Annotated in this window: 20 protein-coding genes and 5 pseudogenes; 18 read left to right on the plus strand and 7 right to left on the minus strand. The window is 56.0% G+C overall.

Features of this window, described 5'->3' with window-relative positions; all coding sequences use genetic code 11:
• The 5 genes and pseudogenes from PMA3_RS09685 (at position 1) to PMA3_RS09695 (ending at position 4,080) form a co-directional block, all read left to right on the plus strand.
• Entirely contained in the window at positions 1-498 is a 498-nt protein-coding gene (locus PMA3_RS09685) for an Lrp/AsnC family transcriptional regulator (RefSeq protein WP_064676935.1), read from the plus strand.
• Positions 499-613: 115 nt separating this feature from the next.
• A pseudogene (locus PMA3_RS33550) lies at positions 614-1,645 on the plus strand (HAMP domain-containing protein); the annotation flags it as partial.
• A 72-nt stretch (positions 1,646-1,717) separates the two neighbouring features.
• On the plus strand, positions 1,718-2,503 hold the full coding sequence (locus tag PMA3_RS33555) for a methyl-accepting chemotaxis protein (protein ID WP_371856325.1): 786 nt from the start codon (positions 1,718-1,720) through the stop codon (positions 2,501-2,503).
• Between the two features lie 141 nt (positions 2,504-2,644).
• Positions 2,645-2,788 carry a hypothetical protein gene (locus tag PMA3_RS30625; RefSeq protein ID WP_237140702.1) on the plus strand — a complete coding sequence of 48 codons (144 nt, stop codon included), beginning with the start codon at positions 2,645-2,647 and terminating at the stop codon, positions 2,786-2,788.
• 113 nt (positions 2,789-2,901) lie between these two features.
• Positions 2,902-4,080 (plus strand): M20 aminoacylase family protein, encoded by a 1,179-nt coding sequence (locus PMA3_RS09695; protein WP_064680654.1) that lies wholly within the window; start codon positions 2,902-2,904, stop codon positions 4,078-4,080.
• Between the two features lie 224 nt (positions 4,081-4,304).
• On the opposite strand, the gene PMA3_RS09700 is transcribed toward PMA3_RS09695, so the two are convergent.
• On the minus strand, positions 4,305-5,198 hold the full coding sequence (locus PMA3_RS09700; protein WP_064676937.1) for a LysR family transcriptional regulator: 894 nt from the start codon (positions 5,196-5,198) through the stop codon (positions 4,305-4,307).
• Positions 5,199-5,212: 14 nt separating this feature from the next.
• Between PMA3_RS09700 and PMA3_RS09705 the strand changes: the two genes are divergently transcribed.
• Positions 5,213-5,731 (plus strand): DoxX family protein, encoded by a 519-nt coding sequence (locus tag PMA3_RS09705; protein WP_237140703.1) that lies wholly within the window; start codon positions 5,213-5,215, stop codon positions 5,729-5,731.
• Positions 5,732-5,898: 167 nt separating this feature from the next.
• On the opposite strand, the gene alr is transcribed toward PMA3_RS09705, so the two are convergent.
• Entirely contained in the window at positions 5,899-7,128 is a 1,230-nt protein-coding gene (alr, locus tag PMA3_RS09710; protein WP_064676938.1) for an alanine racemase, read from the minus strand.
• A gap of 284 nt (positions 7,129-7,412) precedes the next feature.
• Between alr and PMA3_RS09715 the strand changes: the two genes are divergently transcribed.
• The 4 genes and pseudogenes from PMA3_RS09715 to PMA3_RS30630 form a co-directional block, all read left to right on the plus strand.
• Positions 7,413-8,786, plus strand: a complete 1,374-nt coding sequence (locus PMA3_RS09715) for a sigma-54 interaction domain-containing protein (protein ID WP_064676939.1) — start codon at positions 7,413-7,415, stop codon at positions 8,784-8,786.
• A 182-nt stretch (positions 8,787-8,968) separates the two neighbouring features.
• On the plus strand, positions 8,969-10,117 hold the full coding sequence (locus PMA3_RS09720) for an iron-containing alcohol dehydrogenase (protein WP_064676940.1): 1,149 nt from the start codon (positions 8,969-8,971) through the stop codon (positions 10,115-10,117).
• A gap of 75 nt (positions 10,118-10,192) precedes the next feature.
• Positions 10,193-11,635 carry a hypothetical protein gene (locus PMA3_RS09725; RefSeq protein WP_064676941.1) on the plus strand — a complete coding sequence of 481 codons (1,443 nt, stop codon included), beginning with the start codon at positions 10,193-10,195 and terminating at the stop codon, positions 11,633-11,635.
• Positions 11,636-12,023: 388 nt separating this feature from the next.
• Positions 12,024-12,304 (plus strand): annotated as a pseudogene (locus PMA3_RS30630) (KUP/HAK/KT family potassium transporter); the annotation flags it as partial.
• A gap of 65 nt (positions 12,305-12,369) precedes the next feature.
• On the opposite strand, the gene PMA3_RS09735 reads toward PMA3_RS30630, so the two are convergent.
• Together PMA3_RS09735 and PMA3_RS09740 are read right to left on the minus strand one after the other, a co-directional pair.
• Complete coding sequence (locus tag PMA3_RS09735; RefSeq protein ID WP_064676943.1) at positions 12,370-13,320, minus strand: magnesium transporter CorA family protein; 951 nt, start codon at positions 13,318-13,320, stop codon at positions 12,370-12,372.
• 66 nt (positions 13,321-13,386) lie between these two features.
• Entirely contained in the window at positions 13,387-14,973 is a 1,587-nt protein-coding gene (locus tag PMA3_RS09740; protein WP_064676944.1) for a RimK family protein, read from the minus strand.
• A gap of 92 nt (positions 14,974-15,065) precedes the next feature.
• On the opposite strand from PMA3_RS09740, the gene rimI reads away from it, so the two are divergent.
• Positions 15,066-16,211 carry a ribosomal protein S18-alanine N-acetyltransferase gene (rimI, locus tag PMA3_RS09745; protein ID WP_064676945.1) on the plus strand — a complete coding sequence of 382 codons (1,146 nt, stop codon included), beginning with the start codon at positions 15,066-15,068 and terminating at the stop codon, positions 16,209-16,211.
• 94 nt (positions 16,212-16,305) lie between these two features.
• Here the strand turns inward: rimI and PMA3_RS30635 are convergent.
• Both PMA3_RS30635 and PMA3_RS33030 read right to left on the minus strand, forming a co-directional pair.
• A protein-coding gene (locus PMA3_RS30635) for an IS3 family transposase (RefSeq protein WP_405047541.1) occupies positions 16,306-17,525 on the minus strand; the annotation gives its coding sequence in 2 pieces (ribosomal slippage) (positions 16,306-17,180 and positions 17,180-17,525; 1,221 coding nt in all).
• Between the two features lie 54 nt (positions 17,526-17,579).
• A pseudogene (locus tag PMA3_RS33030) lies at positions 17,580-17,745 on the minus strand (winged helix-turn-helix domain-containing protein); the annotation flags it as partial.
• On the opposite strand from PMA3_RS33030, the pseudogene PMA3_RS33035 reads away from it, so the two are divergent.
• Positions 17,740-17,874, plus strand: a pseudogene (locus PMA3_RS33035) (LuxR C-terminal-related transcriptional regulator); the annotation flags it as partial. The pseudogenes PMA3_RS33030 and PMA3_RS33035 overlap by 6 nt on opposite strands.
• A gap of 95 nt (positions 17,875-17,969) precedes the next feature.
• Entirely contained in the window at positions 17,970-18,359 is a 390-nt protein-coding gene (locus tag PMA3_RS09760; protein ID WP_237140704.1) for a hypothetical protein, read from the plus strand.
• A gap of 115 nt (positions 18,360-18,474) precedes the next feature.
• On the opposite strand, the pseudogene PMA3_RS09765 reads toward PMA3_RS09760, so the two are convergent.
• Positions 18,475-18,933 (minus strand): annotated as a pseudogene (locus tag PMA3_RS09765) (SOS response-associated peptidase family protein); the annotation flags it as partial.
• 225 nt (positions 18,934-19,158) lie between these two features.
• Between PMA3_RS09765 and PMA3_RS09770 the strand changes: the two are divergent.
• The 5 genes from PMA3_RS09770 to PMA3_RS09790 all read left to right on the plus strand — a co-directional run bounded on the left by PMA3_RS09770 (position 19,159) and on the right by PMA3_RS09790 (position 26,834).
• Complete coding sequence (locus PMA3_RS09770; protein WP_082930284.1) at positions 19,159-19,848, plus strand: SGNH/GDSL hydrolase family protein; 690 nt, start codon at positions 19,159-19,161, stop codon at positions 19,846-19,848.
• Between the two features lie 303 nt (positions 19,849-20,151).
• Entirely contained in the window at positions 20,152-22,365 is a 2,214-nt protein-coding gene (locus tag PMA3_RS09775) for a putative bifunctional diguanylate cyclase/phosphodiesterase (RefSeq protein ID WP_064676946.1), read from the plus strand.
• Between the two features lie 163 nt (positions 22,366-22,528).
• Entirely contained in the window at positions 22,529-25,528 is a 3,000-nt protein-coding gene (locus tag PMA3_RS09780; RefSeq protein WP_064676947.1) for a xanthine dehydrogenase family protein molybdopterin-binding subunit, read from the plus strand.
• Positions 25,525-26,331 carry an FAD binding domain-containing protein gene (locus tag PMA3_RS09785; protein WP_010799162.1) on the plus strand — a complete coding sequence of 269 codons (807 nt, stop codon included), beginning with the start codon at positions 25,525-25,527 and terminating at the stop codon, positions 26,329-26,331. Before PMA3_RS09780 ends, PMA3_RS09785 begins: the two co-directional genes overlap by 4 nt.
• A gap of 2 nt (positions 26,332-26,333) precedes the next feature.
• The gene (locus PMA3_RS09790) at positions 26,334-26,834 is read left to right on the plus strand and encodes a (2Fe-2S)-binding protein (protein ID WP_008060977.1); all 501 of its coding nucleotides are present in this window, start codon (positions 26,334-26,336) and stop codon (positions 26,832-26,834) included.

Consider the following 26,834-nt stretch of genomic DNA (forward strand, 5'->3'; position numbering starts at 1 on the left):
ATGAAAAGGAAGGAAAAAAATCCCGATTTTTCACGAACATTGGGGCGTATTGATGAGGCTATCATTGACGTATTACGCCATGACGGGCGCATCACGTACCAGAAACTGGCAACACTTGTGCACCTGACCGCAAGCCCTTGCCAGGAACGTGTACGCAAGTTGGAGAGGCTAGGGGTGATTCGCGGTTATGGTGCGTTCATCGATGTGCAAAAGGTCTCACCGGGATTGTCACTACAGGTATTGGTCGCTATATCGAGCCAGAATCGGCGCACTGCACAAAAAGCCTTCGAAGCATGTGTAGATAGCTGTTCTCAGGTCTTGGAATGCCATCTTATCAGTGGTCCGTTCGACTACAGCCTGCGTATGCACTGTACAGATATGAAGCACTATCGTGCGCTTACGGAAGTTTGGTTGGAGAATGAGGACCTGTGTATCGACAAACTGGTTGCCTACCCTGAATTGGCTGTTGTTAAACATTCGTCCACACACCACGACTAGTGGTGTAGGTTAAATGATACGGGCTACGCATGAGATGAGCTGGCGCAGGTCTTAAAGGCCTGCGGTTGGAGTTAAATAATAAAAGCAGAAATTTTTAATCTCGGGTAAATTTCCAATGACTGTCCACTTAAGGTTCAGCCACAAAGTTCTGCTCGCCGCATCGCTCGTAGTCATTGCAGCATTCTCATTATTCACACTGTACAACGATTATTTTCAGCGCGACGCTATACGTACAAACCTCGAAAGCCACCTTGAGGGGATGAGCAAAATTGCTGCAAGCAATGTGCAGGCTTGGCTGTCTGGACGTGTTCTGCTGATAGACACCATCGCTCAGACTGTTGCCAGCGACAATACGCCGGACAGTGTGGTGCGCCTACTGGAACAGAAGACGCTGCTTTCAACATTTAACTTCACCTATCTTGGGGGTATCGACGGCAGCTTTGCGATGCGACCAAAAGACGAATTGCCCGCCGATTATGACCCGCGTACACGGCCTTGGTACAAGGATGCGATGGCCGCTGGTGGTACGACTTTGACTGAGCCGTACCTGGATGCATCCACTGGCCAGTTGATGATGACCATCGCTACTCCGGTTAACCATGGAAACCAACCTCTCGGTGTGGTCGGTGGTGACCTGACCTTGGATACCCTGGCGAAAATTGTCAGTTCGCTCGATCTGGGCGGCATCGGTTATGCCTTCCTGGTCAGTGCCGACGGCAAGATACTTGCTCACCCGGATAAAGACTTGGTGATGAAAAATCTTATCGATATCTATCCGCAAGACACACCCGCTATCAGCACCCATTTCAGTGAGACCGGGCAGGCGGGTGTTCCTTATATTCTGATGTTCTCGCCGGTCAAGGGGCTGCCCTCGGTCAACTGGTATATCGGTTTGTCCATCGACAAGAAAAAAGCCTACCAGGCGTTAGGCGATTTCCGCGTTTCAGCTATTTTCGCCACTCTGATTGCCGTGCTAATCACGTTGCTTCTACTGGGCATGCTAATCCGCGTACTGATGCAACCTCTGAGGTTAATGGGTAAAGCCATGCGCGATATAGTCCAGGGGGAGGGGGACCTGACCCGACGTTTGGCCGTGCATTCTCAAGATGAGTTTGGAGAATTGGCCTGCGACTTCAACCTTTTCGTGGAGCGAATCCAACATTCAATACGCGAAGTCTCATCAGCGACCGAACAAGTCAACGAAGTGGCAAAGCGAGTGATGCTTGCCTCCAGCTCATCCATAGCAAACTCCGACGAACAGGCCAATCGCACCAACAGCATTGCAGCGGCGATCAACGAGCTGGGTGCAGCCGCTCAGGAAATCGCGTGTAATGCCGGTGATGCCTCACTTCAGGCGTCAGATGCACGCCTTCAGGCTGAGGGTGGCCGGCAAGTGGTAGCTCAGACGATCAACGCCATGAACGAGTTGTCAGGAAAAATTCGTGCATCTTGCAGCAACATAGAGACGCTGAATGGTAAGACGGTGAGCATTGGTCGGATCCTTGAAGTGATCAAGGGCATTTCCGAACAGACCAACCTACTAGCGCTCAACGCCGCTATCGAGGCTGCGCGGGCGGGCGAGGCAGGTCGCGGTTTCGCTGTGGTGGCGGATGAAGTACGCAGTCTTGCCTACCGCACTCAGACATCGGCACAAGAAATTCATACGATGATTGAGGAGCTTCAGGTCGGCGCTCGTGAGGCGGTTTGCACTATGAGCGAAAGCGAGCGCTATAGCCATGAAGGTGTGGTTATCGCCAACCAGGCTGGCGAGCGACTAGGGAGCGTTACTCAGCGTATTGGCGAAATTGATGGCATAAATCAGTCTGTAGCCACTGCTACTGAAGAGCAGACCGCTGTAATCGACTCGCTGAATATGGACATCACCGAGATCAAATCCCTCAACCAAGAAGGCGTGGAGAATCTCCAGGCCACCTTGCTCGCCTGTGATGACCTTGAGCAACAAGCCAGCCGACTCAAGCATCTGGTGGATAGCTTCCGTACTTAAGTTGAATACGTCGAACGCTGCTGATTATTAATAGTTTTTCCTGCTCAGTGGGAACCCTGAGTTCTTGATACTGAACTAAGTGTTCATGCGCGTGGATTTCTGCGTAATAGACTTCAGCGTCAACCAAGTGAAATCGAGGACTTGCTACAAGAAACATTCTTGGCCGTGTATAGCAGGCGCGAAACGTACCTCCCAGATCAACCAGCGACGGCGTGGGTATTTGCCACTGCGCGCTACAAACTCGCTCGAGGTGGGCGCGTCATGATGCGTTTCACGACTCGCTAGACAATACAGCTGCCTGCCTGTGATTGAGCAGAGTTTGCAGCACTTAACGCTGATGAGCTTTATATCCTCGCACTTTGCAGGCGAGCCTCCCTTACATGAAACAGGTGAAGTCCATGACCGTTCGACCCATGCTGCCGGGTATCCGTGCCATTGAAGCTGAAATGATTGAGTTGCGCCGTCAGCTTCATGCTTATCCGGAGCTCAGCCTTAAGGAGTTCAAAACCTCAGATCTGGTTGCTGCCAAGCTCGAGTCGTGGGGGTTTGAGGTGCATCGTGGCTTTGGGGGGACTGGTGTTGTAGGGCGTTTGCAGCAAGGTTGTGGAGGTAAGGTCATTGGTATTCGGGCAGATATGGATGCGCTGCCGATTCAGGAGCAGACCGGATTGCCGTATGCGAGCCAGCATCCAGGCGCCATGCATGCCTGTGGTCATGACGGCCATACGGCAATGCTGCTGGCTGCCGCGCAGCACCTAGCCAACAGCCGGCAGTTCGACGGTACGCTGGTGGTCATCTTTCAGCCCGCCGAAGAAAGCGATGGGGGTGCGCAGAAAATGCTGGATGATGGTCTCCTGGAGCGATTTCCCTGTAATGCGTTGTTCGGTATGCACAACATGCCTGGGTTGCCAGTAGGGAAGTTGGGTTTTCGGGCCGGGCCGTTCATGGCATCCACCGATACTGTTGTAATTCGAATTGATGGTACGGGCGGGCATGGCGGAATGCCACATAAAGCCATTGACCCCATACTTACTGGAGGGGCAATTGTCATGGCGCTGCAGAGTATTGTGTCGCGCAATACGGATCCTCTGGAGACGGCGGTGATCACTGTGGGCTCCTTTCACTCTGGTGAGGCGCCCAATGTCATTCCGGGGCATGCAGTACTTCAATTATGTGTTCGTGCCTTGAAGCCTAACGTTCGTGCCGACCTTCTCAAGCGGATTGTCCAGGTTGCCCAAGCTCAGGCGCTTAGCTTCGGCGCCAGTGTCAGTGTGGAGGTTGATAGGGAAGAATCATTGCCACCCTTGATCAATGATCCTCAGCTTACTGCGTTTGCCCGACAGGTCGCTGTTGATTGGTTGGGTGAAGAGGGGGTGATTCAAGACCTGGCACCTATTGCTGCCAGTGAAGATTTTGCAGTGATGCTTGAGCATTGTCCTGGCAGCTATCTCTTTATCGGTAATGGTGATGGGAAAGGGGGGTGCATGGTGCATAACCCCGGGTACGACTTCAACGATGACTGCCTGGGGACGGGGGCTAGTTACTGGGTTCGGTTAGTTGAACAGTTTCTGGTTTGAGCTGGTTGAGATCAGGTGCAGTACTTACCCGATCCAGTGGCATTTGTGAGTGAGAGACAGGAGCCGCACAGTCACCAGCGCGATGATTGTGGCACTGGCGAAAACCAGGGATTACCTCCCCGGCAAGACCCCCATGAATAAAGAAGGTAACTGTCCGGAAAAAATCGCAATTGAACGGTACGCAAGGTTACGTTCCATCTGAAGTACGTCACTCTGCTCAACGGTCATGCGGTTGTCGGTCCAGGCCAGGAACGTTGAAGTGCTTCATTCAAAAAGCGGGTGAAGGCCTGCACCCGAGCGGTATGTCTAAGGTCCTGATGGGTGAGGACCCAAAGTCCTGTTTTGAGGGCGTTGAGTTCTACGAACGGGACCCGCTCTAGCCCGGGGGTTGAATCGCCCAAATAGCAGGGAAGTGCGGCTATTCCCAAGCCCCCCAGCGCTGCTTGCCTAAGGGTGACCAAAGAGTCGGCCTTGAAAACAATGGACGTTGCAGGAACGCTGGCACGCAGCCATTTTGCAATATCCATTTGACCAAGCGCGAGATCCGGGGCAAGCCATCGATTGAAGTGCGCCGGATCAACGCTCCCATGACGCTCAGAAAATCCCCTGGCAGCGTAAACGGCAAACCTGACATCGGCGATACGCCTACCGATCAATGTGTCGGGAGGACTGTCACTGGTTCGTATTGCTACATCTGCATGCCGTTGGGCCAGATCGCTGATGAAATTGCCGGTGGTGACTTCAAGTGATATCTCGGGATGGAGTTCACTGAACCCTCCAAGTGCCTTCGGTAAAATGGATGCCATTAAAGTATCGCAGGTGGTAATGCGGAGTATGCCCTCTAATCGCAGATCCTTGCCTTCGAGTTTGCGGGACAGTTCGCTGACGGCGATATTCATGATTTGTGCTGTCTGCAGTAATTCTTCTCCGGCGTCAGTCATTGTGTAGCCGGTCGAGAGGCGATCAAATAGTCGAATTGCATGCAGTTTTTCGAACGCATTGATGCGCCGCAGCACGGTGGTGTGATTAAGATGAAGTGCGCGTCCGGCAGCGGCAAAAGACTTGTGTTCGGCAACGGCAAGTATCAGGCGCAGATCGTCCCAGTCCCAAGTGTGCATATATGCAGTCCGTAATGGCTAAATTGCAGATTGTAGGGTTGCTGATTACTCGCAACACTATATTCGGAAGGCAGCGCAACGTGCGCTGTCAGTGTTATTTTGGAAGTTATATGGACGATTTTAAAGGTATCTCCTATGGTGTTTTATTGCTTCGCCTGACAGCTGGTATTGCGTTGCTGGCGCACTCTCTGTATCTAAAGATTTTCGTTTTTACAATGTCAGGTACTTCAAGTTTTTTTGAGTCGATTGGCTTGCCGGGTGTGTTGGCGTGGCTGGTTCTCGGCGTTGAGGTCACCACGGGTGCAATGCTGGTGCTGGGCTTTAAAACTCGCTATGCGGCCTTGGCGGCCATTCCTGTTTTGTTGGGGGCGACCTGGGCGCACTCGGGTAATGGCTGGCTGTTCAGCAGCACCGGCGGGGGCTGGGAGTACCCGGTATTCTGGACGGCGGTGCTGATTGCTATCGCGCTGTGTGGCGATGGTGCTTATGCCCTAACGCCGCAGCGTGCATCGGATAAAAATGCCGCGAGCTGAAAGACGGAACAGACGTCCTGAAAAAACCATGACCGCTGCCCAGGCCGAAGCTCCGTTGCCAACTGAACTCTGGTGCGGTTTTTGGCCAACTGGCGGATCAGTGCAACTGCGCAATGAAAAGCCACCCTGATGAGGTGGCTTTTCATCACATGTTACGGCCTCTTGCTTTAGTCGACCAGTATTCGAATGTTTGAGGTGCCCCACATGGTGTAAACATCGGCGAGCAGTGCACCGTTATTGATGTCTTCCAATTCAGCTTGTGTAATCTCGGCATCGCCTTGTTTGCCATAGAGCGTTACGGTATCGCCGGGCTTGACGTTTTTTACGTCGGTCACATCTACCATAGCCGTGTTCATCGAAATTTTTCCGACTGTGGGCACTTTCACGCCATTGATGACGACAAAAGACTTGTTGGTAAACACTCGGCGGTAGCCATCTGAGTAACCTACCGGGATGTTGGCGAGCCTGGAGTCTCGAGTCAGTGTGAGGGTGCGGTCATAACCCACTGTGTTTCCGGCAGGATAGGTGTTGACCGCAGCAACCTTGCTTTTGAGTGACATGACGCGTTTCAGCTCGGCGCGGCCGATCAAATCACCGTAAAGCGCTCCTCCTACACGCACCATGTCCAAGTGCGTTGCCGGGACGTCAAGCGTTGCGAACGAGTTGGCACAATGAACGGTGATTTCGTCACGGTTCAAGTGGGCTGTCTTGATGATCCAGTCCTGCTCCGACATGAACTTGTCATAGGCCTCCATGACGAAGGCCTTATCCTCGACGGCGAAGTGCGTCATGATCCCGGTGACCTTCAGTCCCTTCATTGAGGTGATTTCCAGTACGTCTTTTTTGCCCTGCTCGGTGGCAAGCTCCAAGCCATTCCTGCTCATGGCGCCCGCATTGGTAACGAGATGAATTTTGATGGGCTTGCCATTGTGTTCTGCCAGCGTGCTGATGGCTAGGGCTGCCTGTACATTGCCGATAAGCTCTTCAATGTCATAAGGCAATGCGCTGACGATTTCTCCCTCCGTGGCTTGCCGAACGCGAATTATTTTTCCTGTGTAGCCCTCTTTTCTGGCAATTCGCGCTTCTTCATTACTCGCAATGCCGATGCAATTAATGCCCGCTTCCATGATCGTCGGAATCAATAATGCGATACCGTGGCCATAAGCATCTGCTTTCATCACGGCGCACAAGCTACTGCCTTTCGATAATCCGTTTTTTACGAATTCGATATTTTGCTTGAAAGCAGATTTACTGATCTCTAACCAGGCGTTTGTTTGGGATATTGTTGCATTTACGTCCTGCTTGAAGTTGTACTCCTGTAGCAGCGGTGCAGCGACAGCCTGAGTGCCAAGTGCAATGAAACCTACTGCGGCAAAGTGAGAAAATGTTGTTTTCATTATTTCATCCTTTGAATGCTTTTTTGTAGGGGAAGTTGGTTTCGTGTTATTCGCTCAATGCTACACCTTCAATGCACAGGTGCCAGTTGGCAAACGGCTTGTTGCATTGAGCGTTTTGCTTGTTGTAGCAAGCTAACTGCTCGTACGGGTTGTTCTGAAGTTAGTGTCTTTGCTGTTTCTTCCAGGTGGGCGGGGCGGTGTGGGAGCAGTTCGTGAGAGGGCTCTCCATCCCTCAACACAACGTTTACACTTGACTGCTCCGCACCCTCGAAGGAATCTCCCCGGTGAACGTCAACGACGCCAGTTTCGAAGAACTGCTCAACGCTTTGCATGATGGCGTCTACATCACTGATGGCAACGGCAAGACGCTGAAGGTCAATCAAGCCTATGAGCGCCAGACCGGGCTCAGTGGTGCTGATCTCATCGGCCGATCCATGCAGGAGCTGGTGAAGGAGGGCGTCCTATCGCAATCGGCCACACTGCGTGTATTGCATGAAGGTCGGCCGGTGTCGGTGATGCAGAGCCTGAGTCAGGGCAAGAAATTGTTAGTCAGCGCCACGCCGATTCTCGACGCTGAAAACCGGATTTCATATGTTGTCAGTACCGTACGCGACATGACTGAACTGCTGCGCATGAAACACGAGCGCGATGAGTTGCAACAGCTTAAACAACTGCGCAACAGCACCGCCAAACTTCATGCTGGTCAACGAGACAGCCTCCTGCGTTCTCCGCTTATGGCCGATCAGGAGGTTTCAGGCCGCGTCTTCTCGCTGGCCCGGCAGGTTGCCAGTAGCTCGGTGAAGGTTTTGCTTCAGGGAGAAACCGGCGTCGGAAAGACTCTCGTAGCGCAATTCATCCACAACGCCAGTCCGCGTGCCAGTGAACCATTTCTCGCGCTCAACTGCGGTGCGCTGCCCGAGAATCTGATCGAAGCCGAGCTGTTTGGCTATGCGCCTGGAGCGTTCACAGGCGCAGGCCCCAAAGGCAAGCGTGGCCTGCTGGAGCTGGCGCATCACGGAACATTGTTTCTCGATGAAATTGGTGATTTGCCACTGCCGGTGCAGGTCAAGTTACTCAAGGTGATCGAAGAAAATCGCTTCATTCCGGTCGGTGGCCTGGAGTTGAAGGAAGTCGATGTGCGCATCATCAGCGCCACCCACCATGACCTCAAGCGTCTGGTGGCAGAAGGTCGTTTTCGGGCTGATCTGTATTACCGGCTCAACGTGGTGCCGATCAACATTCCGGCACTGCGCGAGCGTCGTGAGGAGATTGCGCCGCTGCTGCATTACTACCTCGATAGATTCAATGTCCGTTATGAACGTCAGGTTCAATGGAGTCTCGAAGCAATCGACCTGATGTGCGACTACACCTGGCCAGGCAACATCCGCGAGTTGATCAACATCGTCGAACGGCTGGTGGTGACCAATCAGACCGGGACTATTGAGGCGCTGGACATGCCTGAGGAGATCCTCGACCTCAACCCGCTGAATACCGATGACAGCCGCTTACCGCTGCGCAAGGTATTGGAAAACGCCGAGCGCAGTGCAATTCGTGCCGCGCTGCGTGTACACAAGACCACGCGCCTGGCGGCCAAGGCGTTGGGCGTGAGTCAGGCGACCGTGGTGCAGAAGATGAAACGCTGGGAACATTCTGATTAGGATTTTAATCAGCCCCGAATAAATCGATCAGAAAACTAATCGGGACTGACCGCTAAAAACCCCTCTTACTTTCGTGTGACCAGCGTAAAGGCCCACGCCACAGGGCTTTGCGGGTATTGGCACGTCTTTCGCTAACTCATTTGGCACGTCTTCCAATAAAACAACATCCCTGGACGAGCACAATGAACATCTCTGCTTTCAAAATCGCGAACAAATTGATCACTGGACAAGGCGCTATCGAGCAGCTTGCCACTGAACTGACTCGCCTCAATGTCAAAAACCCGCTGATCGTCACTGACGCTGTTCTGTTGAAATCCGGCACTGTCGATCTGGCGCTGGCGCAACTGGGTGGTCGCTGTTACGGCATTTTCGATCAGGTCAAACCGGAGCCTGAAATTGCCATCGTTGAGGAATGTACCCGCACCTATCGCGAGGGCAGCCACGACGGGTTGATTGCTGTGGGCGGCGGCAGCGCAATCGACATCGCCAAGGGCGTCGCGGCGTTTGCCGGACATGAAGGTCCGCTGGCCGAACTGTTCGGTGTCGATCAAGTGAAACGCAAAGGCCCCGTGCTGATTGCCATTCCGACTACCGCGGGCACCGGTTCGGAAGTGACCAACGTGGCAATCTTTTCTGACAAGCAAGCGAAGCTGAAGAAAGGCATTGTCAGCGACTACCTGCTGCCTGACGTAGCACTGGTCAGCCCGATCATGACCCTGACTTGTCCACGCAGTGTGACGGCGGCCAGCGGTGTCGACGCGCTGGTGCATGCGGTCGAGTCCTATCTTTCGGTGAATGCTTCGCCCATCACTGATGCCATTGCGCTGGGTGCGATCAAGCTGATCGCCAAGGCGCTGCCCAAGACTTATGCCAATCCGTCCAACCTCCAGGCCCGCGAAGACATGGCCACCGCCAGCCTGATGGCCGGCATGGCATTTGGCAACGCAGGGGTAGGCGCGGTGCATGCGCTGGCGTACCCGTTGGGCGGACGTTTCAACATAGCCCACGGTGTCAGTAATGCGCTGCTGCTGCCGTACGTGATGGAGTGGAACAAGATGGCCTGCGTCGAGCGCTTCCGTGACATCTCCGAAGCCATGGGCGTGCGTGTCGCCGACCTGAACGACAAGGATGCGGCGGATCAGGCTGTCAAAGCCATGGCGGATCTATGCGCCGCGGTGGATATCCCAACCGGTCTGCGCAGTTTCAACGTGCCTGAGGATGCCATCCCGGCGATGGCCGAAGAGGCCAGTAAGATCGACCGCTTGATGCGCAACAACCCGCGAAAGTTGACCGCTACTGATATTGAGAAAATCTACCGCGCAGCCTACTGATCCCGAAAAACGCGACGCCCCAGTCTGCCGGTTCGGGCGTCTGCCATTACAAGACCAATAAAACAGGTGCACTCAATGTCCAACACTACTGCGCAGCGGAGCGAAAGCCCGTACATCCCGCTGGGTCCTTTCAAGGTTCGGTTGCCGTTTATTCACTACAAAATCGAGCTTCCGGACTACCTCCAAGGCTTGCTGATGTGTGCCGTGGATCTGGCCGCCATTCCGCTGATGACCGAACTGCTCGGCATGCCATTTGAGGTCGCGCTGGCCGTCGTGATGCTCAACGGCTTGCTTTACCTCGTGCACCATTTGCTCGGTGACCCGACCGTACCTGGCTGGATCACCCCGGCGGTACCCCTGTTGATGGCTTACTGTGCTCAATTTCCAGAGGGCCCGGAGCGTGTCCACGCCTTGATTGCCTTCCAGTTGATGCTGGGGGTTTTTTCAATTGCCCTAGGGGCGACCGGGATGGCGAAGAAGGTTGTGGAGTATGTGCCCTCGGCGATCAAATCCGGGATTATCGTCGGTGCCGGCTTGAGTGCGGTGATCGCGGTGTTCCAGGTTGGCGGTAAATTCAATGTGCTGCCCTGGACGATTTCCATTGCGGTCGGCATCGCCTTCTATCTGATCTTCTCCCAGCACTTCAACGAACTGAAGCAGCGTAACCGCTTCTGGTGGAACTTCGCCAAACTGGGGATCTTGCCGATCATTCTGTTGGCGGTGGTGATTGCGCCGCTGTTCGGTGAGGCGCCTTGGCCAACCATTCAGTGGGGCATCAGCAAACCGGATTTCGCCGGGCTGTGGAGCAACTACACCGTGTTCGGTCTGGGCATGCCGCCACTGTCTATGTTCATCTCCGCGCTGCCGACCATGCTGGCGGTGTACATCATTGTCTTCGGCGATGTGCTTAGTGCGAAATCGCTCCTCGATGAGGCAGAAACTGTCCGCACTGATGAAGTCGTCGACTACAACGCCGATCGCTCTCACCTGATCTTCGGCGCGCGTAATGCGTTCATGAGTATCTTTGGCCCGGATGTCGCCATGTGCGGCCCAAAATGGGCGGCGATGCTGGTGGTGGTGATCGAGCGTTTTAAAGGTGGGCCGAAGGCGATGAAGTCGATCATCGGCGGTGTGGGGTCGTTCCGTTGGGGGACCAACACCGGTCTGCTGTTGTTGCCGGTAGTGACTCTGGTACAGCCGATTCTCGGTGTTGCCCTGTCGCTGACGTTGCTGATCCAGGGGTATGTGAGTGTGCGTCTGGGCATTCTTGAAGCTCGTAGCCAGCGCGACTTGGGTATCGCGGGCGTGATCGGCGCGGTACTGGCGATCAAGGGTGCGAGCTGGGCATTCGGGATTGGCGTTGTGTTGTGTTTGCTGATCTACGGCAAAAACTTCTTCAAGGGCGAGGTGGATGGGACATTTGCCAAGGATCTGAAGGCGGCGGATACCCAGCCAGCCAAAGGTGCTGAGTCGCCCACGGCTACTAAGCGGGTAGCAGAAGAGGCTATGGCTGACTGACAGGTCTGAGTCGCTCAGTCTGACACTATTGCGGTGAGCTTCCTCCCACAGGTTTTATATTGATCACGCCCTCTGTGATCAACACTCATCCATTTGTGGGAGGAACCACGGGCTAACTCCAGCCACGCCTTAGCCATGAAAGAAAGTTCGCCTTGCCTTCGCCATGCGAGCGATACCTTCCAGGTTAGCGATAGTGGTCGGGTTTCTGCGATCGTGAAGCTGTTAGCGTCAAGTGTGTCGCAGAATATGCGGGGAGGAGGGTATCTCCGACAATTCGCAGTCTGGGAAAAGCCCCAGCAAAAAGAGGACCGGGAACAGTCCCGTAAAGACAAGCAACGCATCCAGAAACTCGAGCGCGAACTGCGCCGCAAAGACAAGGCGCTCCTCTGGTGAAGGCTTCTTCCGGGTCAGTCTGCACTTTGGCTTTATCGAGGAGCCTGATGTCCCCTTGGCGCTGAGTCTCTGTCACTTGACCGAGCTGGACTTCAGTCCGATGCGCACGACCTATTCCTCAGTCGGGAAACGGTGATCCCGACCAAGCGCACCGGTATGGCTCGTTGGCGAGAAAGCCTGTTCGCCTTTTTGCTGAAGAATGCCAATAGCAATCTGAAGCACTTCAAGTTGCCATTGAACCGGGTGATAGAACTGGGCACACAGTTTGAGATGTAAAGAGTCATCGAGTATCCGAGGGGGCAGGGGGGGGCGGCGGTGCGAGAAGTTAGAAGCCGCCGCGTTCAATGCGGACCATTCATGCTGGATGAACCCCGTGTCAGACGCTTGAGCGCGAGGACCATCAGGCCCCCTGCAACCAGCATTCCCGTGAGCAAAAGCGGATAGGCAACCCACCAGGGGACGGCGGACGTCATCATGCTGAACTCGGACATGCCACCAATGCTGGCGATCAGGTTCAGAGGCAGGAAGACCACATTGATCAACGTCAGTTTGCGTAGCAGGTTGTTCATGGTGTTGTTCATCAAATTGCCGCGTGCATCGATCAAGCCGGCAAACACCCTGGAGTAGATTTCCGCCTGTTTGTTGCACTGGGTGTTCTCGATGATCAGATCGTCGATCAGCGCGATCGCCTCGATGCTGAAGTGCTCTTTTTCCGCGTGGTTGCGCAGCCGGGTCAGGACAGCACCATTGCTGTGAATCGCGTTGATGTAATAGATCAGGCTCTCGCTGAGGTTGAACATCTGGATCAGATGCCGATTCTCCATCGAGGCATTGAATTTCTGCTGTAACTCGCGAGCCACCATCTTGATCACTTTGAGGTGACCCAGGTAGTGGTGGAGGTTGTTGAACAGTATGTCCAGCAGCACATCCTGCGGTGTGTGCAAGGGGTGCCGTTGCCCCAGGCCACTCAACTGGGAATCGTCAGTCGCGATGATCAGCAAGCGTGTTTTAGAGAACAGCAAGCCGAACGACGAGACCTCAAAGGTCAGGCTCTCTCCGCCCGAGTAACTTTCCGGACGCTTCCAGATCAAGAACAGGTTATCCGGATGGAATTCGATGCGTGAGACTTCGTCTGGATCCAGTGCCGAAGCCAGCGCGTGATCGTCCAGTTTGAAATCGCTGCGCAACAGATCCCGTTCTGCCGCATCGGGATTACTGAACAACATTACATCGGCATTGAACTGTTCAACCGGTACCAGTGCCCCATTGGCGAGCTGAAAACTCTTGATCACGTCTGACCTATGGCGTTGATGACGGAGGAAGTCAGTGTCTTGCAGGCTGTGTACCGGATCAAGTGTTCACCAGGCCTGACCGCGACGTTTCAGCTCAAGGCGGCGAATGAACTCTTCCAGAACCAGGGAATACAGGTCGTCCTGCAAGTAAGCGTCTTCGATGCCCGCGTCCATGTTGGGGTTGTCGTTAACCTCGATGACCACCACCTTGTCCCCCGCCTGTTTCAGGTCGACCCCGTACAAACCATCACCAATGAGGTTGGCGGTCTTCACCGCGAGTTCAACCACGGCTCTTGGGGCCTCGTGGACCGCCAGTGTGCGGCATTCGCCGTTGATGTCATGGCCCTTGGCTTTGTGGTTGTAGATCTGCCAGTGACCTTTGGACATGAAGTACTGGCAGGCGAAAATCGGTTTGCGGTTGAGCACGCCAATGCGCCAGTCGTACTCGGTGTAAAAGAATTCCTGAGCCAGTAGCAGCACTGAGTGTTCGAATAGCTCAGCGGTGGCTTCCAGCAGTGCCTGTTGGCTTTCGACCTTGATTACGCCCCGGGAAAAGCAGCCATCGGGAATCTTCAGCACTAACGGAAAGCCCAGGCGTTCACCCACTCGCTCGAAGTCTTCCGGTCGTTCCTTGTAGAGAATCTCGGTTGCCGGCATACCCAATTGATGGCTTTTGAGTAGATCAGTCAGGTACACCTTGTTGGTACAGCGCAGGATTGAAGCCGGATCGTCCATCACTACCAGACCTTCGCTTTCCGCCTTTTTGGCGAAGCGGTAGGTATGGTTATCCACGCTGGTGGTTTCGCGAATCAGCAGGGCGTCATACTCGGCGATCCGTGAATAGTCTTTCTTTTCGATCAGATCGACATCAATGCCCAGACCTTTGCCGACCCGGATAAAATTCTCCAGCGCCTTGGCATTGGAAGGTGGCAGCGCTTCTTGCGGGTCATGCAATATGGCCAGGTCGTAGCGGGCCACACGTGGTGAGCGAGGCATTCGCCAGATCTTGCGGCTGAAACTGTCCAGCGAGTTGGCAAACTGATCCTCCTGGTCTTCGCGTAGCTTTTGCAAGACGCCGGACTTTATTCCGTCGATGCGCCAACTATTGCTTTTACGGAACTCTACCAAGAGGATTGGACAGGGGAAGATTTCGAAAATTTGCCGTGCCAGTTCCTGCAGGGGTTCAAGATTGGTTTTACCAAAGTACAGGGTCAGCGTGAATCCTTCGGTATTACTATAAAGATGGTTGTTCAGTGCTTTGTCGAGCGCTTTGTCCAGATCATCCAGTGCCAGTCCATACAGTGACTTTCGGGTCAGCTCGCTGATCGTTCGCACGGACGGAATAACTTTATGGCCGCGTGCTTCTGCCAGCAGTGAACAGTAATACCCGTGCCCCAGATACTTGTAGCTTCGGCACAGATTAATAACCTGGACGCGCTTGCCGGCTTCGATTTCAAGAGGCTGTTCCAGGTACTCCTGCGCACTCATCACATCCTCCGAGGGGAAGTAAGAGACCCAGTCTTCTTTTCGTTCAACAATAATAATCACCTGGCTGGATCTTCCCGGTGTCTCCGGTAAATAAGTCAGGTTTGATATTGCCGTTAACCGATTTTGCTCTGATACTTCACGCAAGCCGCCCTGTACCGCTGACATATGAAAAGGTCCGTTGGAGAACAAGTCCTTATCTATTAAGCACGATACTTTTAAAAAGTCTCGTTTCGTTACGCAAATTTTACGGTGGGGCTATGAGTCTGTTATTTCGCAATGCTACACAGGATGATCTGAAGTCTCTGCTGGAACTGGAGAACCAATGCTTTACCTCTGATCGACTGACGACCCGCAGTTTTCAGTGGATGATCAGCCGAGCCCATGCCAGCCTGATCGTTGCGCAAGATGGGAGTCAACTGATGGGCTACTGTCTGGTCCTGTTTCACCGTGGCACCTCTCTGGCGCGACTGTATTCAATCGCAATCGCCACCCACAGCCGCGGCCTCGGTCTTGGAAAACAGCTATTGGATCAGGCGGAAGATTGCGCTCGCGCGCACGACTGCGCTTACCTGCGACTGGAGGTGCGGCCGGATAATCCCGTCGCTATCAGTCTTTATGAGCGTAACGGTTACCGACGCTTCGCTGTATTTCATGACTACTACGAAGACCATGCGCATGCGTTGCGTTTGGAGAAGCGCATTCTGCAGCATCGGGAAAGCCGTGAATTCCAGGTGCCCTACTACCAACAAACCACTGAGTTTACCTGTGGTCCGGCTTGCCTCTTGATGGCCATGAGGGCCTTGCAACCCGATCGCTTGATCGAGCGCCGGGACGAACTGCAAATCTGGCGTGAAGCCACGACGGTGTTCATGACTTCAGGACACGGCGGGTGCAGTCCCCAAGGTTTGGCATTGGCGGCCTGGCGCCGAGGGTTTCGAGTACGCCTGCAAGTCAGTATCGCCGGCCCGCTATTTCTCGACGGAGTGCGCAACGAACACAAAAAGGAGGTCATTCGCTTGGTACACGAAGAGTTCTGTACGGAACTTCGGCACAGTGATGTGGAGCATGTCAGCAGCAACCAGCTGGATCTGGCGCTCACGCTGAAGGCCGGCGGTCAGCCCTTGGTGCTGATCAGCAGCTACCGTCTGACCCGCTCCAAAGCCCCGCACTGGGTCATTGTCACTGACTACGATGAAGACTTCGTCTACCTGCATGATCCGGACATTGATCACAGTCAGCACCGTCAGGCACTCGACTGCCAGCATCTTCCCGTCAGTCACAAGGCGTTCGACAAGATGTGTGCTTTCGGCGGCAACAAGCTGCGCGCTTCAGTGACGCTTTACGCACGAGAGCGGTCCAGCAACGCAGTGCCATGTACCTCCAGCACAGAAGCTTTGTACTAATGGAACCGCGTATTTAAAAGTTTTACTCCCGTAAATACAGGCTCAAGGTATGAAGCGTGGACTTGCCCCTACCAAACCGGACACCAATTCCCCGTTAAATTGATGCTGCCGCTAAGCGCCTGAACTCCCTCGGAGAGCGATAGTTCAAGGCGCTGTGTGGATGCTGCTCGTTGTAGTGTTCGAAGGCAATTGCCAAATTACGCAGTGCGGTTTCCCGATCCGGTTTGGGCATGTGTGCCACATAGTCACGCTTGATCGTCTTCACGAAGCTCTCAGCCATGCCGTTGCTCTGCGGGCTGCGCACCGGTGTGGTCACCGGCTGCAAACCGATCTGCCGAGCAAACAGGCGTGTCTGTTCGGCGGTGTACGCCGAGCCGTTGTCGCTCAGCCATTGCACCGGCGTAGTGGGCAGTTGATCACCAAAACGCTTCTCCACGCTTTCCAGCATCAAGTCGCGGATATCATCGCCGCTGTACCCGGTCGGGCTCGCGACCCAGCCGATGGCTTCGCGGTCGCAGCAGTCCAGGGCGAAGGTCACGCTCAGTTTGGCACCGTCCTCACAACGGAACTCAAAGCCATCCGAGCACCAACGTGTATCACTGGTCTTCACGGCAATACGGCCTTCGTGCCGACGCGGCACACCGGGCTGTTTGATCCGCCGCTCAAGCAGCAAGTTGTGATCACGCATGACCCGGTAAACCCGCTTCACGTTGATCGCCGGCAGCGACCGCTTTTCACGTGCACGACGCAGCAGTCCCCAGACGCGACGGTATCCATAGCTGGGCAGTTCGCTGACCTCTTGCTGGATTTCAGCGACCAGCTCTACATCGTTCACAGGCCTGCTTCGCCGCACTTTGGGCGATACCGATTGCTTGATTCGAACCGTTAATTGCGAGCGCGCCACACCGAGACATTCGCTGACCAGCTTCACTGGTCGTCCCCCGGCAACAAGGGTGAGTGCGCAATCCATTTTCGCGACCGGGCGATCTCCACGGCCTCTTTGAGGATTTCGGCTTCCATCGTTTTCTTGCCCAGCATCCGTTGCAGTTCACGGATCTGCTTAAGCGCATCGCTCAGCTCGGAGGCAGGCACCACGGCTTCGCCAGCACTGACCGCCGACAGGCTGCCGTCCTGATACAACTTGCGCCACAGGAACAGTTGGTTGGCATTGATGCCGTTGCGCCGAGCGACGACCGACACACTTTGTCCTGGCTCAAGGCTCTCGCGAACCATGGCCAGTTTTTGCTCCGGGCTCCAGCGGCGCCGCCGCTCCTGGCCCAAAAGCTCCCCACTCTTATCGTTGCTGTTAGTCATAAACATAACCGTTTGCCTATCCCTTATCGTAAGGGGGAAACGGTGTCCTGTCTTTCACGGGGCTCGTTCAAAGCGATACCCAACCCCCGTTTCGGTGATGAGGTGTCGCGGCAGGGAAGGGTCTGCCTCGACTTTTTTACGCAGGCCCCCCCATGAATACTCGAAGGTAAGGCGTATCGGTGGTGTGCGATGGGCCCCACACAGCCTTGAGCAGTTGCTGAGCCGCCATGCCAGCCTCTCCCAAGGCGAGCGTGATGTCATTAATCTGGTAGTGACCGGGCTGCTGAATAAACAGATCGCCGCAAGGCTGAAGGTCAGCGAAGTCACGGTGAAGGTTCGGCGCGGCGCCTTCCCTCCATGAATGTGATGAGGGATCGAATGACAGCTATCATCTCAATTAGAGTGAACATTCACTGACGAATTGCCTCGTCGAATGGAGTGGATATGCAGAAGAAGACTGTCGTTGGGATGCTTGCAATGTTCAGCTTTTGCACCTCTGTGCAAGCTCATAATTTCTCGAACATCGAGATATGCAAAGCAGCGATTGCGGTAGAGATGGGACGAGATGCGAAAACAATGAAAACTCGTCAATCCGACCCTATGCCTGAGATCTCGTACCAGCGTGACGACGGAAATACGTTCCTTTACCGATGCAACATCACCGAGAGGCAGGTCGTTTGGTCAACATTTCTTACCAATACAAACGAATGGGGCCGGTGGCGAAACTCTTACGAGGCGGGAGATGCTACGACAACCTTTTTCGTGACCAAAGGCGTCCTGAGAATAGTTAATGATCAAGCGGGCGAAGAGCCCTTTTCGAAAAAAGATTTCTGAGTACAAATAGCGACGTACACACAACCAAGCTGGAACTGGTCACCCTCGCGAGCCGCCGTAACGCGCATCTTGGTGGCGTTAGAAAGAATGGCGTGCAGTTTACTGTGGTTTGTTTTTACAACGGCTCAATCAGTTCGGCCCCTTGGTTCCGCACGTTTCCTACAGCGAAGTCGACCTTGAACCATTCGAAAGCCTCGGTCGGCTCGCCTTGAAGCAACACCATCTGCTCGGCGCGCTCCTTGGGCGTGGCGGGGTCCAGCCATTCCCGGGCCAGTTCCGGTGATAGCACCACGGGCCTGCGGTCGTGGATATCCACCATGCCCCCGGCGCTGTCGGCGGTGATGATGACGAAACCGTCATGCTCTCCTGGTTCATGTTCGCCGATCGGGTATTGGCCAATTGCAGCGCAGAAGATTGGCGACCGGTCACGATGGCGAATCAGGTAGGGCTGTTTTTTAGGGCCGCCTTCGTAAACCCATTCAAACCAATTGTCGATTGCAATGATCGCCCGATGGGGCCAGATGGCTTTAAAGAAGGGTCCGTGGGCGACCTTCTCAACCCGGGCGTTGATCGGCGCTACGACAGAAAAGGTGACCAGAAAAGGTGACGGATTTATTTTTTGCTGCTTTTCCATTCGAAAATTACTGCTGAAAATAAATTTGTCCCCTTTCCCGAGCGAACACGACAACTATCCTGACATCTGGTGGGGGTGAGAACCAATGCCACCCGCCCAAATCTGTTGGACGCCTCAAGCTCACAGGTTCATCCTTCCCACCTGTGAAAAGATCGGGACAGTTGAATGAATTATTTGTGGGCCAAGGCTCTGTTTGCCGGAATGTTACTGTCGTTGAGCGCGGCCAGCTTTGCTGGTCAGCCAAGCGCTCTCTATTCAAACCTGGATGCAGGCAAGGCGCAGAACGTCGTAGCTTATGGCACGAGCTTGACGGCCTCTGGCGCCTGGGTGCAGCAGCTTGGGGATGATTTGAATCAGCGTTACCCTGGACGTGCCACGGTTATAAACAGTGGCAAGGGTTCGATGTGGTCGGGATGGGGTGTTGAAAATCTCGACAGCCGAGTTATTTCCAAAAGCCCGGATACGGTGTTTATCGAATTCGCGGTCAACGACGCTTTCCTTCCCAACAACACCACTGTCGAACAAGCACGGAAAAACCTTGAGCTAATGATTGACCGGATCAAGGCTGCCAAGTCATCGACGGAGGTCATTTTAATGGTGATGAATCCCGTGATTGGACCCTCAGCGGTGCAGAGACCGCAGTTAAGGGATTACTTCCAGATGTACCGGGATGTCGCAACAGCCAGGGGACTTCGTCTGATCGACAATTATCCAAGGTGGGAGGCGGTCTTGAAATCAAATCCCGACTTGTTTAATCAGTATGTTGCGGATGGATTGCACCCCAATGCCGATGGATATCGCGCAGTGGTGACCCCGTCATTGATTGAAAATTTGAGTGGCGCCTCGCCAGATTGACCTGAACACAGGGTTGTCGAAGTGGCGAAACTCGGTACGCAGGATGCCGGGGTCGACCTGAAATCGCATTTGGGGCACAGAAAGTTCTGTTTGTAGAAGTCAGAAATTTTGCCCCGACTCCAGGACAGCAAACCCAACCGAACGGCCAATCTGATACGGTTTTTTATCCTGTATCTGAGCCTTTTTGTACCCAGGTCGGTGCTTTATAAAGTGCGCGATCGGAGTGCGAGCGGACTGTGCCCGGCCGCCCACTTTTCCAGACTCTTTGAGATCGGATGGTCTCGGCAGTCTTCAGGAACCACCATGAATACCCCCCGCACGAGTTTTCACGGCGTGGCTCTTCCCGAGTCGCAACGTGACATTCTCGGCATGATCGCGACCAATCATCCACTGGACGACATTCTTGCCGCCATCTGTTTGATGCTCGACGCGCAAGATCCTGACACGCGTTGTTCGATTCTGCTCACCGATGCGCAGGGCAAGCATTTGCTCAACGGTGCGGCACCAGGTCTACCGCCTGAATACAGTCGGGCGATCCATGGCATGCTCATTGGCCCTCAGGAAGGGACCTGCGGCACCGCAGCGTTCCGGCGCGAGCTGGTTGTCACCGAAGACATCGCCCGGGACCCAAGCTGGGAGCGTTTTCGCGGCCTGGCGCTGGGGCACAATCTGCGCTCCTGCTGGTCATTGCCGTTATTCTCGCATCAGGGCTGCGTGTTAGGGACGTTTGCGCTGTACCAGAATCGGGCAAACAGGCCGAGTGAGGCGCAGCTTCAACGGCTGACCTGCGCGGCGCAGCTGGCGGCCATTGCGATCCGCCATGAGCGTGACGGCCAATGTCTGGAGGCAAGCGAACAACGTTTTCGTTCATTGTTCACCTACAATCCCAACCCGGTGTTCGCCCTCGATCTGGCCGGCAACATCCAGAGTGTGAATCCAGCGGGCTTGAAGCTGAAACCGCACACTGCAATCGATTTCATTGGTCATCACTTTTCCCATCTGGTGCTTGAAGAAGACCTGGAACGGGTCAGTCAGCATTTTTCCGCAGCCCGCGCCGGAGCGCCTCAACGCTTCGAGGCACGGGTTCTCGACGAGAGCGGCAAACTGTTGACCATGGACATCTCCAACCTGCCGATCATGGTCAATGGCGAGATCGTCGGGGTATTTGGCATCGCCCGGGACATCAGCGAGCAGAAGCATTACGAGCGCCAATTGAGTTTCAACGCCAGCCATGACCGGCTGACCGGTTTGCTTAACCGTGTTTCGCTTGAAGACCGGCTTATTCTGGATTGTCACATCAGTCGTCGGCGTAAGCGTCGTCTGGCGGTGATGTGCATTGATCTGGATGGATTCAAATCCATCAACGATTCGATCGGGCACTACTTCGGCGATCAGGTGCTGATCGAGGTGGCACAGCGTATGACCCGGCAGGTTCGTCCCGGCGATACCATCGTGCGCATGGGCGGTGACGAATTTATCGTGCTGCTGCCGGACCTGCTTCGTGATGAGGACGTGGTACCGGTGGCCGAGCGCTTGATGGCCAGCATTGCCAGACCCTACTGCATCCAGGGCATTGACCTGCACGTGAGTGCAAGTGTCGGCATCACCCTGAGCGATGGTCACATCGAGCAGCCGATGCAGCTGATCCAGCAGGCTGACATGGCCATGTACAAAGCCAAGCAGCAAGGGCGCAATAACTTTCAGTGGTACACCAGCGATCTTAATCAGCGCGTTTGCGAGCACGCGAGCCTGCGCAATGACCTGCAGAAGGCTATCGAAACCCAGTCGTTCAAGTTGCATTATCAACCGCAGATAGAAGCGCGCACGGGCCGAGTGGTCGGGATCGAAGCGTTGCTACGGTGGGCGCATCCGGAAAAAGGATTTATCTCACCCGCGGTGTTTATACCGGTGGCAGAGGACAGCGGTCAGATCATCCCGCTGAGCCTTTGGGTACTCGATACGGCCTGTGCGCAGCTGCGCCAGCTAGGCGAGCAGGGCATCACGGGTATCTCGATGGCCGTGAATATTTCGCCGATGCATTTCCAGCGTGGCCAGTTCGTCCAGTGTGTCCAGGCCGCCCTGGAGAAACATGGTCTGCGTGGTGAGCAGTTGGAGCTGGAGATCACCGAGTCGCTTCTGTTGCATAACGCTGAACAGGCCATCGACACGTTGCACCGGCTCAAGGCCCTGGGTGTACGCATTGCGCTCGATGATTTCGGCACCGGTTTTTCCAGCCTCAGCTACCTCAAGCGGTTGCCCATCGACAAGATCAAGATCGACCGCTCGTTCATCCAGGAAATCGCCACCGACCATCATGATGCAGCGATCACCCAAGGCATTATTTCCATGGCCCATCACCTCAGCCTGACGGTGGTCGCCGAAGGCGTGGAAACTGCGTCCCAGGTGGATTTCCTGAGGGGCAGTCGCTGCGATATTTTTCAGGGGTATTACTTTGCCAAACCGATGCCCTACGCAGAAATCGAAGCGTTCCTGAGCCAGCCCGCATCCCATCCCTGACCGGCAATTCTGTCTGGTCCCAGCCCTGAAAATCAGACGCTAAGGCAAATTTTCAGACCCCAGCGCAGAACTCCATCTGCCCAGGCAAGGCGCTCCCTGCGCCTTTCTCACACACTCGGCTCTAACGCTATCGCGCTGCAAAACAACAAGAGCCGCGAAAAAAATGACCAGTTTCCAACCTGCTACCGAAAGCCAGACCGGCCACATCGGCGCCCGTCAGGCCCGTGTCGAGGACGCCGCATTGTTGCGCGGCCTCGGCTGTTATGCCGATGACGCTGCGATTCCTCCGGGTACGCTACATGCGGCGATCATCCGTTCACCCCACGCTCATGCGCGGATCACTTCGGTGGACTTTGCCAAAGCGCTGCTGATGAAAGGCGTGCACGGCGTGCTGGTCGGCGAAGACGTCAAACGCTGGGCGCTGCCGTTTCCGGTGGGTGTGCGCCAGCCGATGGAGCACTGGTGCGTCGCCGTCGACAAGGTGCGTTACGTCGGAGAGCCGGTGGCCGTGGTGATCGCCGAGAGCCGCTATCTGGCCGAGGACGCCATCGAAGGTGTGCGCGTTGAATACGAGCCGCTGCCCCCGATCATTGATCCCGAACTGGCCACTGCCGAGCAGGCGCCGATCCTGCACGAAGCAGTCGGAAGCAACGTGGTCAACGAACGGCGCTTTCGTTATGGCGAGCCGGAGCAGGCGTTCGAGCAGGCGCCGCACAAGGTCTCGCTCAAAGTGAAGTTTCCGCGCAGTTCCTGCACACCCATTGAATGCTATGTGGTGCTGGCTCAGTACGAGCGCGCCACCGGCATCTATGACGTGCTGGCCAATTTCCAGGGCCCCTATGCGTTGCACACGGTCATGGCCCGGGCACTGAATGTGCCCGGCAACCGCTTGCGTTTGCGCACTCCGAAAGATTCCGGCGGCAGCTTTGGCATCAAGCAAGGGGTGTTCCCTTACGTGGTGATGATGGGGCTGGCGTCACGCAAGGTCGGCGCACCGGTGAAGTGGGTCGAGGACCGTCTGGAGCATCTTCAGGGGGCTTCTTCGGCGACCAATCGGGTGACCGAAATTGAAGCGGCGGTCGAAGCGGATGGCCGCATCACCGCGTTGCGTTATGACCAGATCGACGATTGCGGGGCCTACCTGAGAGCGCCTGAACCGGCGACGTTCTACCGCATGCACGGCAACCTGACGGGGGCCTACGCAATCCGTAATTTGCTTGTGCGCAACCGCGTGGTGCTGACCAACAAAACCCCTTCCGGCCTGAACCGTGGTTTTGGTGGCCCGCAGGTGTATTTCGCCCTGGAGCGACTGTTGCAGCATATCGCCGTGCAGTTAAAGCTCGACCCGTTGGATGTGATCCGCCGCAACCTGGTGCCGGCCGATGCCTTCCCTTATCGCGCGGCCGCCGGTGCGTTGCTCGACTCCGGCAATTATCAGGCAGGCATTGCCATGGCGGCGGCTGACGGTGGACTCGATGAGTTGCTCAAACGTCGTGATCAGGCGCGGGCCGAAGGCCGAATCTATGGCATTGGTTATGCCGCAGTCATCGAACCATCGATTTCCAACATGGGTTACATCACCACCGCGATGACGCCCGAAGAGCGGCGCAAGGCCGGTCCGAAAAACGGCGCTGTCGCCACCGCAACCATCAACGTCGGCCCGCTGGGTGACGTCAGTGTGCACGTGTCCTCGGCTCCGCAAGGGCAGGGCCATCAAACCACCGTCGCTCAGGTCGTCGCCGAAGTGCTTGGGGTTGCGCTGGAATCCATCGTGGTCAACGTCGAGCTGGACACCCAGAAGGACGCCTGGTCGATTGCCTCTGGCAACTATTCCAGCCGCTTCGCTGGTGCTGTGGCCGGTGCCGTCTACAAGGCGGCGCTGAAGATCCGCGATCGCCTCGCCGTGATTGCCGCCGAGCAATTGCAGGCCAGTCCCGAAGATATACGTTTCGCGGGCGGCAAGATTTTTGTCGTCGATGGCGGGGCGGTGGCGCCATTCCACCGGATTGCCGGTGCGACCCACTGGTCGCCGGGCCTGCTGCCGGAAGGTGAAAGCGGCGGTCTGCGCGAAACCGCCTTCTGGAGCCCGCCGCAATTGGTGGCACCGGACGACAAGGATCAGGTCAACAGCTCGCTGTGCTACGGCTTTGTCTTCGACATCTGTGGTCTGGAAATCGACCGCATGACCGGCGAGATCCACATCGATCGCTACGTCACCTGCCATGACGCCGGCCGCCTGCTCAACCCGGCGCTGGTCGACGGCCAGATTCGTGGTGGCTTCACCCAAGGCCTCGGCGCGGCGCTGATGGAAGAGTTTGCCTATGGCGAGGACGGCAGCTTCCTCTCCGGGACCTTCGCCGACTATCTGGTGCCGACCGCACCGGAAGTGATCGAACCGGTGATCCTGCACATGGAAACGCCATCGCCATTCACCCCGCTGGGCGCCAAGGGTGTGGGCGAGGGCAACAACATGAGCACGCCGGTGTGCATCGCCAACGCGGTGGCCGACGCCCTCGGTCGCTCGGACATCCGTCTGCCACTGACGCCGTCGAAAGTACGCACGCTCATCGGGATCGACGAGCCGCCACGGCCCGCCGGTATGGAACCCGATGAAAACCTGGACGCAGCAACTGCCGGTGGACCGGCACTGCGGGCCAACGACTCGGTGGTGATTCCTGCTTCGCCGCAACAGGTCTTCGACACCTTGCTCGACCCGCAGACGCTGGCGGCGATCATTCCCGGTTGCCACGACCTCGTGCTTGAAGGCGAAAACCGTTACCGCGCAGACGTCACCGTCGGCGTCGGCATGATCCGCGCGCGCTTCGAGGCCAAGGTTGCCCTGAGTGATCTGGACCCGCCGCATTCATTGCGTCTGTCCGGCTCCGGCAGCAGTTCGATGGGCTCGGCCCAAGGCCAGGCCAAGGTGCGTTTCGTCGAACTGGAAAATGGCCACACGCGTCTGGAATACCAATACCAGGTGGCGGTCAGCGGCAAGGTTGCCGCGGTCGGCGGCCGAATGTTGCAAGGGGCCTCGAAAGTGATCATCGGACAAATCTTTACTCGCCTGTCGCAACGGGTCAGCGGCCAAGCCATCTCCACCGGCTGGTGGGCGCGACTGCGGGCCTCGCTTGGCGCGCTGTTTGGCAAGGGAGGTGCGCAATGAAACCGGCTGCTTTCGATTACGTTCGGGCTGACACCCGGCGTCAGGTGGTTGAGCTGCTGGCCGAGTACGGCCAGGAAGCTCGCATCATCGCCGGTGGCCAATCGCTGATGGCGGTGCTGAACATGCGCCTGGCTCAACCCAAGTTGCTGATCGATATCAATCATGTGGCCGAGCTGGCCTATATCGAGCTGCGCAAGGATTGCCTGGCGGTAGGTGCCGGGGTACGACAGGCGCAGTTGCTGGCGCGTTCGACCCTGATGGACGAGGTGCCTTTATTGGCACTGGCGATGCCCTGGATCGGCCACTTCCAGACGCGTAATCGCGGTACGGTCTGCGGTTCGGTGGCTCACGCCGACCCCAGCGCCGAGTTGCCGCTGTGCCTGGTGACACTGGGCGGCGAGATCGTTCTCGAGTCGAAAAAAGGCAAGCGCATCGTCAAGGCCGCCGACTTCTTCCAAGGCATTCTCACCACCGACAAGCGTGCGGATGAACTCGTCGTCGAGGTGCGTTTTCCGCTCAAGCGCGAAGGCATCACCTATCGCTTCCGCGAAATCGCCATGCGCCACGGCGACTTTGCAATTGTTTCCCTGGCCGCGGCCATCGGCACGGACCAGGTCGAACTCGGCATCGGCGGGGTCGCCGACCGTCCGCAACGTCGCAGCCTGCCACGGGGTGCGGCGCTGCCTGACGCGCTCAATCAAACCGCCTGGTCGCTCGATGCACAAGACGACGTGCACGCCAGCGCCGCCTATCGCCGCCAACTGGTTCGCGAGCTGGGTCATCAGCTGATCGAAGGAGTCTGAACATGCGTGTAACTGCCGACCAAACCTTTCCGATTCGCCTGGAACTCAATGGCCGCTCCCGCGAAGCACTGGCCGAACCGCGAACCCAACTCTGCGACTTCCTGCGCCACGACCTCGGTGCCACCGGTGTCCATGTCGGTTGCGAACACGGTGTCTGCGGCGCCTGCACGGTGCTGGTGGACGGGGTCGCCATGCGGTCCTGCCTGATGCTCGCGGTACAGGGGCACGAGCGGCGTATCGAGACCGTCGAGTCCCTGGCCGACGACGACACACTGAGCGACCTGCAACAAGCCTTTCGCCGTCATCACGCCTTGCAGTGCGGCTTTTGCACTGCGGGCATTCTCATGTCCTGCGTGGATTTTCTCGAACGGGTACCCAACCCGGACGAGACCCAGGTACGCGACATGCTTTCGGGGCATCTATGTCGCTGCACGGGCTACACCGGCATCGTCCAGGCCGTGCTCGAAGTCGCTGCCCAGCGCCAAACGAACAAAGGGGTATAA

Source organism: Pseudomonas silesiensis, assembly GCF_001661075.1.
Classification (GTDB): domain Bacteria; phylum Pseudomonadota; class Gammaproteobacteria; order Pseudomonadales; family Pseudomonadaceae; genus Aquipseudomonas; species Aquipseudomonas silesiensis.

Excerpts from the sequence above, each read along its gene's own strand:
- PMA3_RS09695 (WP_064680654.1), top strand. The coding sequence starts at position 2,902 with ATGACCGTTCGACCCATGCTGCCGGGTATCCGTGCCATTGAAGCTGAA.
- PMA3_RS09780 (WP_064676947.1), top strand. The coding sequence starts at position 22,529 with ATGACCAGTTTCCAACCTGCTACCGAAAGCCAGACCGGCCACATCGGC.
- PMA3_RS09785 (WP_010799162.1), top strand. The coding sequence starts at position 25,525 with ATGAAACCGGCTGCTTTCGATTACGTTCGGGCTGACACCCGGCGTCAG.
- PMA3_RS33555 (WP_371856325.1), top strand. The coding sequence starts at position 1,718 with ATGCTTGCCTCCAGCTCATCCATAGCAAACTCCGACGAACAGGCCAAT.
- PMA3_RS09760 (WP_237140704.1), top strand. The coding sequence starts at position 17,970 with ATGCAGAAGAAGACTGTCGTTGGGATGCTTGCAATGTTCAGCTTTTGC.
- PMA3_RS09770 (WP_082930284.1), top strand. The coding sequence starts at position 19,159 with ATGAATTATTTGTGGGCCAAGGCTCTGTTTGCCGGAATGTTACTGTCG.
- PMA3_RS09740 (WP_064676944.1), bottom strand. The coding sequence starts at position 14,973 with ATGTCAGCGGTACAGGGCGGCTTGCGTGAAGTATCAGAGCAAAATCGG.
- PMA3_RS09720 (WP_064676940.1), top strand. The coding sequence starts at position 8,969 with ATGAACATCTCTGCTTTCAAAATCGCGAACAAATTGATCACTGGACAA.
- rimI (WP_064676945.1), top strand. The coding sequence starts at position 15,066 with ATGAGTCTGTTATTTCGCAATGCTACACAGGATGATCTGAAGTCTCTG.
- PMA3_RS09705 (WP_237140703.1), top strand. The coding sequence starts at position 5,213 with ATGGCTAAATTGCAGATTGTAGGGTTGCTGATTACTCGCAACACTATA.
- alr (WP_064676938.1), bottom strand. The coding sequence starts at position 7,128 with ATGAAAACAACATTTTCTCACTTTGCCGCAGTAGGTTTCATTGCACTT.
- PMA3_RS09775 (WP_064676946.1), top strand. The coding sequence starts at position 20,152 with ATGAATACCCCCCGCACGAGTTTTCACGGCGTGGCTCTTCCCGAGTCG.
- PMA3_RS09725 (WP_064676941.1), top strand. The coding sequence starts at position 10,193 with ATGTCCAACACTACTGCGCAGCGGAGCGAAAGCCCGTACATCCCGCTG.
- PMA3_RS09685 (WP_064676935.1), top strand. The coding sequence starts at position 1 with ATGAAAAGGAAGGAAAAAAATCCCGATTTTTCACGAACATTGGGGCGT.
- PMA3_RS09790 (WP_008060977.1), top strand. The coding sequence starts at position 26,334 with ATGCGTGTAACTGCCGACCAAACCTTTCCGATTCGCCTGGAACTCAAT.
- PMA3_RS09700 (WP_064676937.1), bottom strand. The coding sequence starts at position 5,198 with ATGCACACTTGGGACTGGGACGATCTGCGCCTGATACTTGCCGTTGCC.